At 48.3% G+C, this 18,361-nt stretch carries 10 protein-coding genes; 1 reads left to right on the plus strand and 9 read right to left on the minus strand.

The window, feature by feature from the left end:
* Window positions 1-4: 4 nt before the first annotated feature.
* On the plus strand, window positions 5-1,903 hold the full coding sequence (locus HWI92_RS01990; RefSeq protein WP_204660539.1) for a RagB/SusD family nutrient uptake outer membrane protein: 1,899 nt from the start codon (window positions 5-7) through the stop codon (window positions 1,901-1,903).
* A gap of 332 nt (window positions 1,904-2,235) precedes the next feature.
* Here HWI92_RS01990 and HWI92_RS01995 read toward each other — a convergent pair whose 3' ends face one another.
* The 9 genes from HWI92_RS01995 to HWI92_RS02035 form a co-directional block, all read right to left on the minus strand.
* Window positions 2,236-4,785: a TonB-dependent receptor plug domain-containing protein gene (locus HWI92_RS01995; RefSeq protein ID WP_204660540.1), complete on the minus strand. Its 2,550-nt coding sequence runs from the start codon at window positions 4,783-4,785 to the stop codon at window positions 2,236-2,238.
* Window positions 4,786-4,902: 117 nt separating this feature from the next.
* Window positions 4,903-5,844: a DUF4267 domain-containing protein gene (locus HWI92_RS02000; protein WP_204660541.1), complete on the minus strand. Its 942-nt coding sequence runs from the start codon at window positions 5,842-5,844 to the stop codon at window positions 4,903-4,905.
* A gap of 52 nt (window positions 5,845-5,896) precedes the next feature.
* The gene (locus HWI92_RS02005; RefSeq protein ID WP_204660542.1) at window positions 5,897-6,508 is read right to left on the minus strand and encodes a Crp/Fnr family transcriptional regulator; all 612 of its coding nucleotides are present in this window, start codon (window positions 6,506-6,508) and stop codon (window positions 5,897-5,899) included.
* A 171-nt stretch (window positions 6,509-6,679) separates the two neighbouring features.
* Window positions 6,680-8,968 carry an FAD-dependent oxidoreductase gene (locus tag HWI92_RS02010; protein WP_204660543.1) on the minus strand — a complete coding sequence of 763 codons (2,289 nt, stop codon included), beginning with the start codon at window positions 8,966-8,968 and terminating at the stop codon, window positions 6,680-6,682.
* Window positions 8,969-9,008: 40 nt separating this feature from the next.
* Window positions 9,009-11,036 carry a glycoside hydrolase family 2 protein gene (locus tag HWI92_RS02015; RefSeq protein WP_204660544.1) on the minus strand — a complete coding sequence of 676 codons (2,028 nt, stop codon included), beginning with the start codon at window positions 11,034-11,036 and terminating at the stop codon, window positions 9,009-9,011.
* Window positions 11,037-11,072: 36 nt separating this feature from the next.
* Window positions 11,073-12,794: a sodium:solute symporter family protein gene (locus HWI92_RS02020; RefSeq protein WP_204660545.1), complete on the minus strand. Its 1,722-nt coding sequence runs from the start codon at window positions 12,792-12,794 to the stop codon at window positions 11,073-11,075.
* 154 nt (window positions 12,795-12,948) lie between these two features.
* Entirely contained in the window at window positions 12,949-15,519 is a 2,571-nt protein-coding gene (locus HWI92_RS02025; protein ID WP_204660546.1) for a glycoside hydrolase family protein, read from the minus strand.
* Window positions 15,516-16,487 (minus strand): FAD:protein FMN transferase, encoded by a 972-nt coding sequence (locus HWI92_RS02030; protein WP_204660547.1) that lies wholly within the window; start codon window positions 16,485-16,487, stop codon window positions 15,516-15,518. The genes HWI92_RS02025 and HWI92_RS02030 overlap by 4 nt, the downstream gene beginning before the upstream one ends.
* A gap of 61 nt (window positions 16,488-16,548) precedes the next feature.
* The gene (locus tag HWI92_RS02035; protein WP_204664170.1) at window positions 16,549-18,348 is read right to left on the minus strand and encodes an FAD-dependent oxidoreductase; all 1,800 of its coding nucleotides are present in this window, start codon (window positions 18,346-18,348) and stop codon (window positions 16,549-16,551) included.
* Between the last annotated feature and the right edge of the window lie 13 nt (window positions 18,349-18,361).

Genomic DNA, 18,361 nt, shown 5'->3' on the forward strand with positions numbered 1-18,361 from the left:
AAAAATGAAATTTAAATATAAAAGTATCTTAGCTATTGCATTAGCATCCTCAATCGGGTTGTCGGCATGTGATACAGAATTTTTAGACGTAAATCCTCCCAGTGAAATCGCCAGTGACCAGGTATGGACAGATGGCGCACTTTCGGAGGCCTTTGTAACCGGGATTTACGCTGGTCTTAACCAGGGAGGTTTTAGTGAGCAGATGCTGGCATCACTTACTGATGAAGCTGTGTTTACACATACCGGACGTAACATCAATACCGTAAATGAGGGAAGTTTGAGTCCTTCTAACCTTGGATGGGTTGATAATACTTATGGTTGGGGCCCGATGTATACCAGAATCCGTGCTGCAAACCAAGCTATATCAAAGCTGGAAACGGCTACATTCACGAACGAAACTTTAAAGCAGCGTTTAAGAGGAGAAGCTTATTTTCTCAGAGGCTATTACTATCACCAGTTGGTGCGCTATTATGGTGCAGTACCTTTGATCAAAAAGGTATATGACTTGAACGAAGACTATTCTGTTGCACGTAGTACTTTCGAGGAATGTATTAATTCAATCGTAAGTGATGCTGACAGTGCTGCTTTACTTTTGAAAGGTAAAACTTCGGTGAAAGGTCGTGCTACTGATGTAGCTGCTATGGCTTTAAAGTCCAGAATTCTCCTTTACGCTGCAAGTGATTTACACGACCTTCCTACCATGAAGGCAAAATCTGCTTTGCTTGGTTCATATGCTAAACCAGAGTTTTTAGCTTATGCGTCTGGTGATCGTGCTGCTCGCTGGAAAGCTGCCCAGGCTGCCGCGAAAGCCGTATTGGATAATGGAAACGGAGGGTACAAGCTCAACCTGACTGCGCCTGCTACTGCTGACCAAGGAAAAATGAACTACATCTCCATTTCAATGGGAGGAGCTAGCGCCGATAAGAATGTAGATCCTACTGCAGTGAACGAAATCATTTTCGGCAAGTTCTTTACTCCAAGTTTTAATGATGGTGACGAAGGTGGTGCACGTCAGACTGGATTAAGAAATGGTCCAAATGGCTATCACAACTGGGCAGGTAATACGCCTGTAGGTCAATTGGTAGATGATTATGAAATGATGGACGGTACTCCGTTCAAATGGACAAATCCGGTACATAAAGCAAATCCATATGTAAACCGTGATCCTCGTTTCTACGCTACCGTCATGTACGATGGAGCACCTTGGAAACCACGTAACAAGATTTCTGGAAATGTGGATCCTGCCAATCAGATACAGACTGGTGTTTACGATCTTTTGGATGACAAAGGGACAAAGTTTAACCGCAAAGGCCTGGATACACGTCAAAGCACAATTGAAGACTGGAACGGTAGCCGTACTGGTTATTACATGCGTAAATTCATCGATCCAAACCCTGATTTGGTTGAAAACACAGATCGCCAGAACATACCATGGCCATTCTTCAGATATACAGAAGCTGTATTCAACTACATCGAGGCGAGCATTGAAGTGGGCCAGGATGCAATTGCATTGGAATGGTTAAATAAAATTCGTTTTCGTGCAGGTATGCCGGCTATTAAAGCATCGGGTAGCGACTTGAAAGAAGCTTATCGTCATGAAAAAAGGATCGAAATGGCCTATGAGGAACAGCGCTATCATGATGCACGCCGCTGGATGATCGCTAAAGAAACTTTGGGCAGACCACTACAATATATTTCAGTTGTAGGTAAATTCAAGGAGGGCAAGTCTATGAAGGAGCCATATCATTATGATCCTACAGTTTACGATTATACGTATACGCCTGTTGAAGAGAAGTCTCATGAAAATCGTACTTGGCTGGATAAAATGTACTTCCGTCCATTTGATCGGAATGAAGTAAACAGAAATGCTTTGTTAACTCAAAATCCTGGTTACGATAAATAAAATGTTGCCGCTTATGCGGATAATAGAAAAAAGGCTATGTCTCCTACGAGAACATAGCCTTTTTCTTTTAACTACATGAGCGTAATTCAGGATAAAGATTATCGTTAAATGACTTACGGCAATATCACGATGCTCATGAAAAGCCTAATCTTTACTTTGTCGTAATGATTCCTATCCTATAAATTAAAATCTGCTTAAACAATGACTACGAAATGACTCATTCGAATTCAAAGTCTGGCCGATGTCATTGATACGTCTGTTGTATAGGTTTGCATAAATGTTCATGACATCAACCATTCAGATTTCAGGAAAATATAAATGATCTTCAAACATCATTTATTTATCCCATAACCTACACTCACATAATACATTCCGCCAATTGAGGGGCCGCCCAGAAATGAATTGTAATAATGATTAAGAATATTGGTGGCACCGAGTTTAACGAGTGACCTGATGAGCGGAATGTGGTAGCTCAGCTGCGCGTCCAGACTGGAATAAGCAGGTACCTGGCCACTCACCAAAAAAGTTTGTGATAAATATTTAGACTGCCACCTGTAAGCCAGTGTTGCATCCATATTTTTGGCAAGGTTCTTCTTCGAAACCGAGATATTGTAAATCCATTTGGGTGTGTTAAAACCATCTTCCAGTCCGTCCTGGTTTTCAGTATTCCGTAGTTTCGAGAATGTGGTATTTGCAGCCAAGATCAGTGTTTTATGCCACTGATAATTAAGTCCCGCACTGAAACCGAAGTTGTCAATCACGGATCTTGAATTGGTATACATCCGGTACTGGGCTTGCGTGGCACGGGTATATAAGGCAGCGGGGATTGCCGCCTCATTGGTTGCATCGGGCACATTCATATTGGCCTGGGCAATGAAATTACTGAACCGGCTCAGGTAAACATCTGCATTCGCATATAAACTATTATTCAAGAAAAGTCCTTTGTATCCCGCTTCCCAGGTCCTGGCGTGTTCGGGTTTCAGATAGGTGTAAGGGTTTTTTCGGAGCAGTCCTTTGTTCTTCTCGATTGCTGCCGCCTGTGTCAGACCGGCCTGATTGATGTCGGCGAGCACCGCCGTCTGGAATGCACTAATGGACGTGGCGAGCCAGGCATTTTCAAAAATTCCCCTCGACATGACAGGCAGTCCGCCAACCCTTTTTACGCCACCGCTATTGACATTACTGTATGCCTCAAAAATGCTCGGAAAACGGTATCCGCTTTGAAAAGAAGCCCGAATGTTATGATGATGAACAGGACTGTAAACTGCTGAAAAACGAGGATTGAATGTTGTTTTGAAATAATCATTTTTATCAGCGCGTAAAATGGCACCCAATTTCAATCTGCTCTGAAATAAACCTTTGCTAACAGAAATAAAAGCGCCGGTCTTGCTGTAATTGATGTTTTTTCCTTCCTGTCCCTGCTCAGGATTAATGAAATAATTGCCGTCGGGAACGATGATGTAGGTCCGGTGATCAGCGCCTGCAAGCAAGTCGAGGTCATACTTCGTTTTTAAAGACTGCAGATAGTTTTCTGTCAGGTTGACCTGTATCTCACCGTGTACCAGACTTGCTTTTACCCTTAGCGCAGCACCCGCGTCCCAGTTATTAATATCCTGTAATTTTTTCAGTTGCTGATTAAACGCCGGAGTACCTGGTTGATAGCGCCCTGCATCGGCTATTCCTCTGGCTTCCCGTAATGCATCGGCTACGCTTGATTCGCCCGTGAGCGCCTGGTTGAAACCATTGGTGAAGTCGGTATACCAGACATTGTCTGGCTTGAAACTTCTGTCCATGTTTTCGGCCATAGACCGCAGGTTGTAGGACTTGCCGGTATTTTCGGAATTGATGTAAAGCTTTGCCTGGATGGAGCCGGATTGATATTGAAGTGCATGTTGCTGCAAACGATAATCCTGCAGACGGAATCGGTTGGCGCGCTGGTACACATTATCCAGTTCGCTGAAATGATAGGAGTAAGTCAGCACCGCATCCTGAGCTACTTTGTAATAAATCCCTGCATCCGCTTTCACATTTTGCAGGTCATAACTGACCACGTTCATTTCCTGATAACCCGTTCTTGCGACAACATAATTGCGGCCAGCCAATGCAATCGTCCTGCGGTTCGAACTCTCATTTCCATAGCCGTTGACTGGATCCTGCGCCGGATTGTCAGTGCCGAACAAGTTGGTGCTGCGGTTGGCATTCGCATTAAGTTCCGTTTGATCAGACGCGATCCAGTCGTAACCTTTCGTGAAAGCCCCATTGACCTTGAATGCCCATTTCGGCGAAATCACTTTGGCAAAACGAACTGTCGTTTCTGAAAAGGGCTTAGCATTGCTTTGCCTGTCGTTGATGTGATTCACGGCTGTTTTCTGTTGGATAGAAAGTCCTTCTGACGTGAAAGGATTTTTGGTAAAAAAATTGGCAAGACCATTGACCGTGTTCATGCCGTACAATGCAGACGCTGTACCTGGCAAAATCTCGATATTGGCAATATCCAGATCCGTAGGTCCGAGTGCATTGCCGATCGCGCCGCCGATATGAGGAGATTGCACGTCCATTCCATCTACCAGCTGAGCAAACCTGACATTGGTGGTGTTGGAAAAGCCTCTGGCATTCAAAACCTTAAAGCCCAGCGAAGGTGTAATCATATGGATTCCCTGCGCATTTTCAAGTCCGTCAAAAAACGAGATAGCCGGGGAAAGTGCGATGCTCTCCCTGTTGATTTTCTGCACACTCACCGGCGAAACGAGTATGCTCTCAGTAAGCCGCGAAGCAGTGACTACAACTTCCTGCAATGATTTTGTTTTGAGCGTATCCGTCTGTACCTGGGCTTTTGCCAGAGATGCTGAAACAAGGAAAAGGAAGGTAACATGTTTTCTCATACGTCGTATTTTCGATATAGCTTAGCGGATACAACGATAAGAAAAAAATCAATGAGAGTCTGTACTAATCCTCCTAAGAGCCCGGTTTATTCTGCATGCGCTGCTTACCATGTAACCTCAACCATTCATATCATGGTGAGCCGTCGTATAATGGGCTCGTAAATGGTTGAGCCGTCCCTGCCTGATGGCATAATCCGCTACCAGCTTGAAGACAGGTTCTCCCACTTTTTGCAGGCCGACCATATGGGAATCATTTAACCTGATAAACAATGCCAGGTCCAGCAGGTTTTTTGGTGTTCCGCTCTCACCGGCCAATCCGTCTTTGGCAAGTCCTTTTGAGATGAGCAGGGCTTCTTCAAAATTGCGGTTTCCGGGAGCAATGGAGACCCTGACGATGCATTCCTGAGCCGACGCATTGTGAAAAAAGTGTTTTTGCCCTGCTTCAATGGTGGCCGTCTGCCCCTGGCGCAGGGTGAACGTTTGATTTTCCTGGCCGACAGTTAATGCACCTTTTACCACCTCAAAAGTTTCGGAAAACAGCTCATGGTAATGCCAGGGCGTACTTTCCTGCGGCAGAATGCCAAATTCGAGTACGCTGGCCGGCCCTTTCGAAACCGACGAAATCAGTTTCACATAAGCCTTGTCATTGGCTGATGGTTGATTACCTGTTTCAGGTACCGGTTTAGCTAGAAAATAACAGAGTATCCAGAGTGCGACGACTGTACTCCCGTGAATCAGCATGGCCGGCAGATCACTGCCGGGAGTTTGCCATACAACGAGCATATCGGCAAAGGGAATGACAGAGCCGGCCAGCAATGTCAGAAACAAAGGTTTACGGAAATGTGACCAGGCGAAAAGTACGATCAGTAGCCCCGAGAACAGGTCCCGGATGCCTTTGATGGTGTGAAATGCGTAATTGGGTTGGTTGTAATGAAGACCAAATCCTGCTTCCGCTATTTCAGGAGCGATCAGAAACCGGGCGCCGATGAATAGCATACCCAAACCGAGCAGCAGGCTTATGAATCTGAGTGGGGACGAAATACGTTGCGTTGTCATCATCTTGTGCGTTTAAGTACAGCACAAAATTGGGCATCGCCTGATGCCAGTGCATTCACTCAGGTGAAGAAAGGCGGCCGTAATCCTTGCCTGCCCACCGCGCCCGGATGCGGCTTAGTGATTGCGGTTTGACCCCTACATAAGACGCAATGTGATATTGCGTGATCTTGGCCGGAAGCGTCGGATATTCATCCATAAATGCCTGATAGCGCAGCTCGGGAGAATCTGTGTACAGCGAGACCAGTTTGCCAATCGTTTTAACAAAAATCTGCTCGATTGCCACGCGCCCAAACCGTTCACCATGCGTTAATCCGGCAAATAATCGTTGTAGGTCTGCCCACGAAATGACCCACAGGGTCGTTTCTTCAATCGCCTGAATAGCGCGCCGGCAGGGCGTTTGAGGAAGAAAACTTTCATAATCACATACAAAGTCGTTTTCCAGCCCGAAGTCATAAATCTTCTCGTCACCGTCTTGGTTGACAAAGTACCGCACCAAACCGGAATGAATAAAGCCGACCTGGTGGCAAACCTGTCCGGGCTGAACGAAATAATCGCTTTTCTGTAAGACTGTGCGATGAAACAAGCTCCCGATCAGCTTAACGTCTGTTTCGGTAAGTGGTACAAACTGCCGCACGGTTTCCAGAAGCGCATAGAATGGATCATCCATGATTTTTTTGGATAAATAACGATTCAGGTGCGCGATAGTTGAATCAATGCTATCAGCGCTGAACCCTGTCCCCAAGTTACTATGCTATCTGAAAGTTTTACTGCCATCATGCTCAGTGAGCCGTCAAAACCAGTTTCTTTTTAAGCACAACCAGCTGCTCAGGACGCGGCATTAATAGCACCGTATCTCAAAAAGTGACGCAGGTACATCCCGATTTGTATGTAGGATATTCACTGTTAGTGATCTTGTGCTAACCGGATTTTCCAAGCTTATGGTCCGCCTGGTCTGGTGATTACCGGTGATCTTTGCAACCACAATGCCCTGACCGTCTTTTACTGCCAGCTCTGTTACACAAAAAGGCATAATCGTTTCCGGGTGAACATAAATCACATTTTCCATAGGATGATCAGAATCGGTATCAAAAACCAGTTCTATCTGGTTAATGCTGACTTCCTCATTCCAGTGGATCGTGACAGAGGGAGCGTCGTCGTCGAAATTGGCAACCCATGCATTGGGTGCTGCGATGGGTCGGTGCAGTCCATTTCTTAGGTTATTGGTTCCAAATGCAGCAAGGGGCTCGCTCAGCTGGAATGCCAGGTTCCGGCCTTCCGGCCTGCGCTGCGGACACCAGAATTCAAAGGTATCTACGCCCAGATCTTCGGTCGGCTCCTGTTTTCCATAGTTCGAAACAGCAGGATTCGTTGCATTGAAAACCGTTAAAATTCCGGTCACCCGCTTTTCGCTGTATTGTATTTTGACTTTTTCATTCTTCAAAAAGCAAACAAAAGCGTAGCATTCTTCGTCGAACGAAGCGTCCCAATCGAGCTGGATTTCTTGCTTTCCCGGACTGAGTACCAGGGATTTTGTCTCGATGGTCACATCAGGTGTGTGGTTGAATGCTTTGCTGCTTTTGCGCAGCTCGACTTCCAGTGTGGTATTTTCCAAAACATCTGCCCGCACTTTCATATCGGGCATACCGCCATTTACAGGCAACATTTGCGCTACCGAATGTACAATCGGAGCCCAGTGCTCCGAGCCGGGCAGTCCGGTAAGTTCAAGTTGCGAAGAAGCTGAAATGCCGGAGGCCTTTTGAACCAGATCTTCATGATCGGAAATAACCGTTTGCGGCAGATACTGTCCCGATCTCCAAAGTTCAAGCTGGTATTCTTCCAGATACTGCTGCCCGACCTCGCGTGGTGTACAACCATACTTTTTTGCGAGTGCCGCCGCGATACCTACCGCCTGTCCGCCCACCGCGCTTGTCGCCATCACCCGCGTCGAAGCAAATGCGACGTGTGTTGCGCTGATAATGCGGCCCGCTATGAAAAGGTTAGTGATATTCCGACTGTAAAAGCACCGGTAGGGGATGCTGTAAACACCCTTGCTGTGCCACTGATTACAGCCTGACTGGTCGCTGTAAACACCGTCAGCCGGGTGCAGGTCCAGGCTCCAACCTCCGAATGCAGCGGTATCTGAGAAAGTTTTTTGCTCAACAATATCCTGCTGTTTGAGCATGTAATCGCCTTCAAACCGCCTGCTTTCGCGCTTTCCGGGAATGGTACCCACCCATTCCAGTGTCATATTCTCCGATTCGGGAAACTCGCCTGAATTCTTGATGTAGTTCCAGGCGCCATACACCACCTTCCAGAGTTCCCATTTGATCTTCTCGGTATCGTGTACCGTATCCATTCTGCCGCCGAATTCCAGCCACCAGAGCCGGCAGCCAAAGTCTTTGGGATTGAATGTTTTATAACGCGGAATTTCCGTGATATCCTGCAAAGCATAGGAGGGAGGGATGAACTTCACCGGCCGGCCCACATCTTTAGAATAAAAATACATGGAATGCCCCAGCAGCTCGCCGTAGGCTTTATCCGGCGCAAATTTTTCACCGAACTCCTCCATTGATTCCGCGCCCATTCTGAATGCAGCCCCGGCCAGAAAGCCCACAATCCCGTCCCCGGAAGCATCACAAAACAAGGGAGCCGACACTTTGTATTTCGTGCTGTTTTGGCTGCAGAATGCGTGCACTGCCGCTATTTCGTCACCTGCATTTCTGCTTTCTGTTTTTTTGTCCAAATCAAAAACCGCAGTATTGAGCAGCAGCGTGATATTAGGTTCCTGAATCACTTTTTCGAGCAAAACGGTATCGAAAATGAGCGGGTTGCCATCAGGGTTCCGGTAGATATTTTCAAGCATAATCTCGTCGATTACGCCGCCTTCGCGTGCCCAGCGGTTGTTGTTTCCCATGTGAGAGGTAGCGCCAAGTATCCACAGTCTTACTTCGCTGGAACAGTTTCCGCCGAGCACCGGCCTGTCCTGGATCAACGTCACTTTCACACCCGCCCGCGCCGCCGTAATCGCCGCGCAGGTACCCGATAATCCTCCTCCTACAATCACCAGATCAGCCGCAGATTCAATGGTTTTCGGTGTTCTTTTCGCAGAAGCTTCTTCTTGTATCATTTTGTTAGATTTTTTACGTCACTGGTTCAAAGCGCGACGCTTATTCCAGTGCGAATTCGGCTTCCGTTGTGAGGAAACCCGTTGGTTTATAGATCGAGATATGTGTTTTTCCTTCAAATCCGCGGACCGGAACAATTACTTCTTTGCTTTCTCCGGGGTTCAGTTCAGGGATGTTGACTTTTGTGTCCGAAGTTTTAATGTAGTAGCCGAATAGCTTGCGCGCAGGGAAATCAGCCCGGGCAGTAACTTTGATCGTCAATGTGTTAGCTCCCAATTCTCCAGACTGGTAACCTACTTTTTCAATTGTCACCGGCGACAGTTCTTCCTGGTGCACCTTGTAAGCGCGGCGGGGAGAACGGTCGGGGCCGACGATCCCCCAGGGACGGAAACCATTGGTATTGGTACCAAACAACTTGCTGCGGTAATCATTGTAAGTCCACCAGGAAGTAGCCGCCACATAGGGGCGCTTTCTTACTTCTGCTATCACGTCGCGAATGTGCTGCGCCTGGTAAGCCTCGCCGCCTTTTCCGTCGGAGCGCGTGCCCCATTCACTGATGAAAATCGGTTTGTCGGGATATAGTTTATGAATGTGATCAAGTGACCTGGCATGTCCGCCATAAGTGTTGGTTGACACGAAATCAACATACTGGCTGGCTTCGTCTTCCGGTTTTGCCGGCAATGCATTCAGGCGCATGGAGGCGAAAGTGTAAAGGCGCGTCGGGTCCACTTCCTTTGCGAATGCAATCATATCCTTGGTCCAGCGCTGACCGGCAGGTTCTTCAGACAGATATTCATTGCCAACGCTGTAAGCAATCACGCTCGGGTGGTTCCAGTCGCGCTCGGCCATTTCCCGGAACTGCGACCGGAAATTGGCGCGCATGGAATCATTGTCCATTTGCTTGCCGGTCAGCTGCCAGTTACCCGCCTCGGTGATGATCAGCATCCCATATTTGTCGGCCAGGTCATAGTAGTATTCGGCAGGCGTATAATGCGTGAGCCGCTGGAACTCCATACCGGCCTCTTTCATCAGGCGAAAATCTTTTTCAACCAGCCAGTCCGGCTCCATGGAACCAAGCCCGGGGTAATCGAGTACCCGGTTGCCGCCACCCACTTTCAGTGGCTTACCATTCAGCAGGATCTGCGCATTACGGATTTCAAGTTTTCTGATGCCAAAATGGGATGCGATCGAGTCAGTACCTACTGTTGCTTTCAGTTCGTACAGGTTAGGCTGGTCGAGGCCCCACAATTTCACCTGCGCAGCGGGAATGCTCGCTTCCGCTTCCATAAGCGCAGTTTGTCCGGCTGGAATGCTCGCCGGTTTTGTTTTCCATTTCAGCGCGACGGGTTTTTTATCCTGAAATACGGTGAAATCTGCTTTGGGCGAAACCGCATTTGCAGATGCATTTCTAACGCGAATTCGGGCCGTAATGCTGGCGTTGTTTTTGGCAAGATCCGGTGTGGCTTCAATCTTGATATTTTCAGCATAAACCTCCGGTTCGATCGTCAGGTATACCGGGCGGATCAGTCCGCCGTAATTCACCCAGCCGACAAAAGAATCGTCCATTTTGTTATTATCCTTCACGCCGGGAATGGTGTTGGTTTTCCAGGTATTGTTGTTCACAGCCACCACCAGCTCGTTGTTTTCTTTGAGCAGATTGGTCACATCAAAACTGAATGGGGTATACCCACCTTCGTGTTCACCGACTTTCTGCCCATTGAGCCAGACGTAAGTCTTGTAATAAGCCGCATCGAAATGCAGGATCACGCGTTTGCCCGAAGCCGGTTTCCAGGGAAAAAACTTGCGGTACCAGGCGGTTCCTGTATAAAATTCATAGCGCGGGTCTGTCGAAAAACAATGCGGTACGGTCACCTTGTCCTGCCGTGCAGTTTTGGCGGTGCCTTCTTTATACCATTGATTTGAAATCCCCAGCTCGGCCGGGTCCAGTACAAACCACCAGTCGCCATTCAGCGAAATCGCACCCGGGTCTTTGATATGGTACTGCGCAAAGCTGCTCTGGGAAGCCCAGCAAACGATAACCAGGAGCAGTGCTCTAAATTTATTGTTCATAAAATGCGTTAAGGGATTCAAATGGATACTAAAAGGTCATTCGTGCGGATGATTTTCTTGAACTGGTACTAGCACTTCCACGCTGACTTTCCGCGATGCTACAAAGGGGATCAATGCTGAAAGCAGCACCACGGTTGCGATAATAGCCGTGATCATTGCTCCGGAAGTAGTCAGCAGACTCAGGATAAATAACATAACCGCTGTGAAAAGCAGCGCTCCTGCAATGACCTGCAAGCCAAACCTGTTTTGGCGTTTGATCTCGACCACTTCCTCTTCATTGATTTCCAATGCGTCAATACGCTTCTGTTCTTTGGTTTGGAGATAGGTCAGGTATTCCGCCGCAATGAGGTTTTTGGACCGTGCCCAAAGTTCATAAGCCAGCAAAAACAGCAGCGGCAGCCCCACACCCACAATCGTTTCCATTCCCCTCGAAAGTTTGAAACCCAGCAGCAGCGGAGACAGGATTTTGAAAAACAGATTGACAAGAAGACCGATACCAGTTACCCAAAGTGTTGTTTTTGCATTCAACCGTTTGGAAAACAAAGCCCAGAGCGGCGGGGCAAGCAACGGTCCGCCTGAAATCGCTGAAATACTCAAAACCACCTCCACAATGCCGCCAGCTGCCGGTACCAGCAATGCAATGCCGATCATACCCAATCCGAAAAACCAGGAAGAGCCCCGCGCAACCCGGATCAGCTGCTTGTCGGAAGCCGCCGGGTTGACCATTCCTTTGTAGATATCATTGGTGAAGACCGCGGACACCACATTTAAAGCCGTATTAGCGCTCGCAGAAGTGGAGAAATACATGCCTGTCAGCATCAAGCCCAGTAGGCCAGGAGGTAACACCAGTTTGCAAATCATCAGATAGGCATTTTCGGTATCCAGCCCCGTCAATGCGGGATTGATCGCCTTGTAGATCATAGGCGGGAACATCCAGATCACCGGGCTGATCAGGTATAAGCCTGCAAAAAGAAGGGCGACTTTCCTGGCCGATTTCTCACTGTCGACGCTCGTATAACGCTGCACCATGGTCCAGTTCCCACCGATGTAGCAGATGTGGTAAATGACAAATGCGAGGACAAAGCCGAAAGTGTATTCACCATTTAACAGATCGAAAAAATCGTCAGGAACATTTTGCGTAAAGCCTTCCCAGCCACCAACTTTATCAAAAGACAATGGAAGCAAGATGAACACCGCGGCGGATAACACTACAAATTGCAGAATGTCCGTCACCATCACCGCCCAAAGTCCGCCGACAGCCGTGTAAGCAATCATAAAAAGCCCCAATCCGATCGTACAAGGCACTAATGGAAGATCCAGCGAGGCACTCACAAGGCGGGCGACCGGATATAAAACCGAGCCTTTGATAAAAACGGAAACCAGTGTAAAAATGAAGATGTAAGTCTTCTGAACGGGCAAACCAAGCCGCTCGCGAATGAATTCAGCGGCGGTAAGTGCGCCCGTTCTTTTCCAGCGTGGCGCCAGGTAAAGTGCGGTAACGAGGGCGCCAATGCACATCGTCCATTGAATGGTAATCGCCACCCAGCCATGCTTGTAGGCAATGGAGCCCCAGGCCACGAATGTCCCAGCCGAGAAAAAGCTCATAAATAAGGACAGCCCTCCGATAAACCAGGGAACTGCCTCGCCTCCGGCAAAAAAGGATTTCAGGTTCCGTCCCGTCCGCGCAAAAAGCATCCCGATCCCGAGCACAAATGCGGAGAAGACAAGGATGACAATGGTATCAATGTTGTTGTTCATTTTGTTGTTTAAATGCTAACTTTCAATCTGCTCCTGCCGCTTTTTGTCATGCTGAGCGGAGTCGAAGCACGCTACCCTGCGCGCACAATGTAGCTGACGCACCTTCCCTTCGACCGCCCGGCGGCCCGGTCCGCTCAGGGTGACAAAAAGGTTTCTAATACTGAACTTCAAGTGTCTTCAAACCAAAGGGCGGAATTGTGATTTGTTCTATTTTCGCAGGATGGTTGTCTTCCAGCCATTTAATTGCATTGATCTTTTTGGAACTGCCGATTTTGGACTCATCAACCTTCAACGCGAAATCCGTCTGCGACGAACTATTATTCATCAGCACAATATAAATGCTGTTTTTTGAGGTAGACTGCGCGGTAATGCATTCAATAGCAGGATGATCCGGTGTCGCAAGTCCCGCTTTGATCACCAGGTTGGCCTGATCTCCAAATACATTTCCTGGCTCGAAACCATAAGTCTGGTGCGGGCCTACTTTCGGAGTGACAAAGCCTCTCGGAAAGCTGATTTTTCCATTAGATCTCAACTCCGCTTCCGACAGCAGGTAATCCGTAATGCAGCCGATCTGCCACCAGGCGTGGTGCGGGTAGGGGCCAGCGCCGCGGTTCATTGCATTCCAGTAATAGGAAGCGACGCTCGTTTTGCTGTCCACAAATGCATCGCGGCCAATCGCAGCCGAGCGTGCCATGTCCGCGAAGATCTGCTCGCCGGTCAGTTTGTACATCCGGATAAACATCCCCGCGTGGCTCGCCAGCTGGATAGGGCCGTGGCGGACAGCCGAACCAAAAATGCCGCCATGCTCGAAGCTGAGGCCGGTTTGGCTGATCTCCCAATCCTCCCGCGCGATTCCATTCACCAGTTTAGGACTATGATTTGCAATAGGATGTGTGTAAATGGAGGTAGTGTAAATTTTGGCGCAGGTAACCGCCGCGTCCTGGTATTTTTTGTTTTTGGTCAAATCGTACAAATCCAGTAAAGCCTGCGCCGACTGGCCAGTAGCAAAATCAGGCGCATACCGTGCATCGCCGCACACGCCGAGGAAAGAGCCCGTTTCTACTGCATTTTTGATAAACCAGTCAGCCCCTTTTTGCGCAGCTTTCAGGTACTTTTCATCTTTTAGAATCCTATACGCGACAATCATCCCGTAAAAAGTCGGCCGTACATCTTTGATATCCTTGAAGAGTTCCTGCTCATTTTTCCGGTCGTAAGCCACTGCCCAGCTTCCGTCGGATTTCTGCCAGCTCAGCAATTTATCGGCTCCCAGCCGCAGCCTTTCTTTTAATTCTGCATTGCCTGGCTCGAACAAGAGCATATTGCCCACATCGAGCGTCACATAGTAAGTGAGCGCGATAGGCTCCACCACTTCTCCCCATTCTTCGACAAATTTTTTGCTTTTGGCGAGATAGTATTGGCCCTCGATGGCGCCATTGAAAAATCCTTTATTAGTTTCCTGCTGCACCAGCTTGAAATTGAGCGCAGGTGGCAGCACTTTTTCTTTCAGCTCCGGATCGTTGGTCGCATGGGCCAGCATCCACATGGCGCCGTAGTCCGCATTTTTCATCGCATCCTTATTAGAACCCACCACGCCGCCCAGATAGGATTGCGCGCCGATTTGCTTGCCCTCATATTCTTCGATATTCCAAAGTGAGGTTTTAGGATCGGTGAGATACAAATGCATTTGCTCAATGCGGTTTGTCAGCGACTGTTTGTTTTTGCGGAGGGCCAGCGTTTCGTCAAATTGATAAATGTCATTCGCTGCATGCTTGATCGCCTGGAACCAGTCACCGGCGATGATGCTGTACCTGAACGAAAAGGTAAATTCCTCACCTGCATTCAGTTCCGACTTTTCCTCACCCAAAACCGGATAGTAAATGGTAGGCGCAAGCTGACCTTTTCGGTTCATATGCGACAGGCCAATGTGCCAGTCCGTTTGGGTGATCTTGTCCTTTTTCCAGGGGTCTCTCGCCAGTCCCGGCTCGGGGATTACGGATACAGTCACGCCGTTTTTAGTGGTTACCAGGGGGCTCAATGTGCTTGCGCAACGCTCGCGATAGATCACCGGACGGTCGGGTACGCCGTGACCGTAAGCATAAGCGAGCGCGAAGTTCTTTTGCAATGCATTTCCCTGAAAATAACCCGGCACGGAAGTCCAGCCAAGCTGCTCCGCAGGCACAGTACCCAGCGTAGGAGTGGCCATTGAAAAGTAGCCTTTTGCTTTCGCTTTCACCGTCATTTTCACCAGGATATCCGTCGGATTTTGCGGATCAAAACGCCAGTTACCTGTCACAGTAGCTACTTCGGTTTCTTTTGTAAACTCAATCGCATCCGGTTTGACCAGCATTTTGGCAGGCAGGAAATGTATCGCCTGACCGGCTTTATTGAGGGAAACATCATTGATGCTTTCCTTCCATTGTTCCTGCTGGTAATGGTAAGAATCCTCAGGAAATTTTCCCCCGGTGATTTTTTCAAAACTTTCGGTAGGCTCTCCGGAGGGTTTTGTAGCCGAATACAACAAAGTATACTCCCCGGAAGGCTTGGGTCCGTCAATCCATTTTCCATCCTTTTTGACCTGCAACACACCGATCGGAAACGTGCCTTTATTATCTCCTTTCCACACTACTCTGACGTGGTCATTACTGAGACTGTTCAGGTATTTTTTCTGGCCAAATGCTGCTCCTGAGATCAGTAGCGAGATGAATATCGTTGTGGTAAATTTCATGGGTTAGGTATTTCTTTGATCAATTCTTGCATTCCTTCGGTCACGTAACTGCTTACTTTTCCTTTTTCGTCTGTATAGATCAGGTAGGCTTCCAGGTCGTTTTGTTGTGATAAAAACTGCTTTGTCGCTTCCAGTCCCATCACAAAAAATGCGGTATCGTATCCGTCAGCAGTGATCGCGTCTTTGGAAAAAACGGTGACGCTCAGGAGCGACGTTTCTTCCATGGAACCTGTTTTTGGATTGATGATATGGTTGAAAACGCGGCCATTTCTAGTAAAATGATTGTTGTAATTACCCGCAGTTGTCATCGCCAGGCCGGCCAATTTTACAGTCGCAAACAATGCGCCGCGTTTTAAAGGATTTTCAATACCGGCGGTCCAGGGAAGATTATCATGCTTAACTCCCGAACACACTACTTCGCCTCCAATCTCGACCATAAACCGGTCGATATCCCGGCTCCTGAGAAATGCGCTCACGATATCCACCGAGTATCCCTGCGCGATCCCGTTCATATCCAGCCTTACACCCGCCTTTATCTTGGTAACAGAATCTGCATTAAAGCTAATTTTCTCAAATCCAACATATTGAAGCAGTGAATCCACATTCGCCAGCTCGGGATCGGTTCTCCTGGCACCAAATCCAAGGGCCTCTGTCAGCGGCATAATAGTGGGATCGAAAGCGCCACTCGTGGCTTTGTATATTTCTTTTGATTTATTTAAAACCGGAAAAAAATAAGGTGACTGGAATTTGTGAACTGTATTGTTATTGAATACAACTATTTCAGAATCTTTTCTGTACAAGGAAAGGCACTTGTCAAAGTCCGCGAGGATGGAGTCGATTTGGACTTTGAAATCCCTTTTTTGCCGATCAAAGTACTTGATATGATAAGTAGTACCCTGCGCCTCGCCGGAAATGGAGATCATCGGCTCGTTTCCGGCGGATTTTGCATTCACCGCGGGAACGAGCATTTGAAAAACCACTAAAAAAAACGCAAACAAACTTTTCAAAATCATCAAATCTGTATGTTACTCAAGGCTGCGGGGCGAGGGTTTCTCCTTTCAGGATTCCCATTAATTCCGGTAAATGTTGTTCGTACACGCCGCGCGGAGTGGTTCTGTACTTTTTAGTCAAAGATGCTGCAAAGCCTACTACTTCGCCCATCATGCCACAGGTACGCATGACCCGCGTGCTGCCGAATGCAACGTGCGTAGTACTGATATTCCGCCCGGCCATAAACAGGTTCTGGATGTTTTTGGAATACAAACAGCGGTAGGGGATCGTGTAAGGCACCACTTTGATGTGTTTTGTGCCGGCAAAAAACTCCTGACCTTCAAAGTACTGGCTGTTTTTTGCGTCAGGAAAATGCAGGTCAATGGTCCAGGTAGCAGTGACGGAGCCGTCCCGGTAAAATTTACCTTCCTGAATGTCCATCTGGTTCAGGATATGATCACCGATAATGCGTCTCGATTCCCTTTTTCCCCCAATGTAAGCGACCCAAGCCAGCTCGTGCTTCGCGTATTTGGCAGCTTTGTTCTTTTTCAGATACGACCAGTTTCCATAGATCGCCCGCAAGTTGTGATCGCGGATCTTTTCAGCGTCGGTGATGGTATTGAAGTTGCCGAAACCTGTTTCCCACTGCCAGTCAGCCTTGGGTTCGTCAATGTGGTATTCGTCCGAAAACTGAATCGCCCAGGGTGTTTCAGGAAATGAAGAAACGGTGTCGCGCGGGAGTGAAGCCCACAAATTTGAGGTACCCAAAGTGAAATCGTCCGACTTCTCCGCCGCTAGTGACTCGCCCGTTTCCGCCTTGCTTTCCCGGCCCATTCTGAACTCCGCACCGGCCAGGAAACCGATCGTTCCGTCGCCGGTACAGTCCGAAAAGTAAGAGCCTGCAAAACGTGTCTCTTTATTGGTAGCAATATCCCGTCCTACCACCGCAGTAATCATGTCATTCTCTTTTTCAACCTTGTAAACATGCGTGTTCAGGAAGAGCGAAATATTAGGCTCGGCTTTTACGATGGAGATCTTGCGTGCGTCGCCGTATTCTTTTGCATCCGGGTTACCGTTCCCGGGATCCCCATTGTCCATTTCGCGCACAATGCGGCCGAGCTTGGGATAGTGGTTTTTGTCCACATCGCCCATTAAATGCACGCGGATTTCAGAGCTGTTATTTCCTCCCAAAACCGGCCTGTCCTGGATCAATGCCACTTTCAGCCCCATTCTCGCGCCTGAAATGGCAGCACAGGTTCCTGCAATGCCGCCGCCGACTACCACCAGATCGTACTGTCCGGCTTCGACAGGTTTGTCGGTCAGATTCAGCAGCTTTTTACGAAAAGCAGTCAGCTCTTCGAGCTTATTGGGCGGGGTAAATTTTAAATCATCCGTAAACAAAACCGCGTCGCAGCGACCATTGAATCCTGTCAGGTCTTTCATCACCAGCCTTGCTTCGGCAGACTTAATGTCGACCTGGCCGCCGTCATACCACTTCCATTCATCCGACCCACTTTCACCAAATACCTGACCGGCCGCTTTTCCATCAACCAGGAGCTGAAACTTGCCCGGGCCCTTCGGGAATGGCGCCCAGTCTTTGGTACGCACCCACATCCTGTATTTGCCCGTTTTAGGGAAATTAACTGTTGTAGTCGCATCTTTCACCGGCCGTCCCATTCCATGCGCCATCAGGTAAGACGAGCCCATGACCACAAATGATTGCTGATCAATCACCCAGCCGCCTTTGTCGGTAAAAGACTCGGTTTCAACAAATACATGGTTTTGGGCGGAGACGGAAAGCGAGAGGAAAAACAGGAACAATACGATCATCTTTCCCATCGTGTGTCCGGTT

The sequence above is a fragment of the Dyadobacter sandarakinus genome, from assembly GCF_016894445.1.
GTDB classification, from domain to species: Bacteria; Bacteroidota; Bacteroidia; order Cytophagales; family Spirosomataceae; genus Dyadobacter; species Dyadobacter sandarakinus.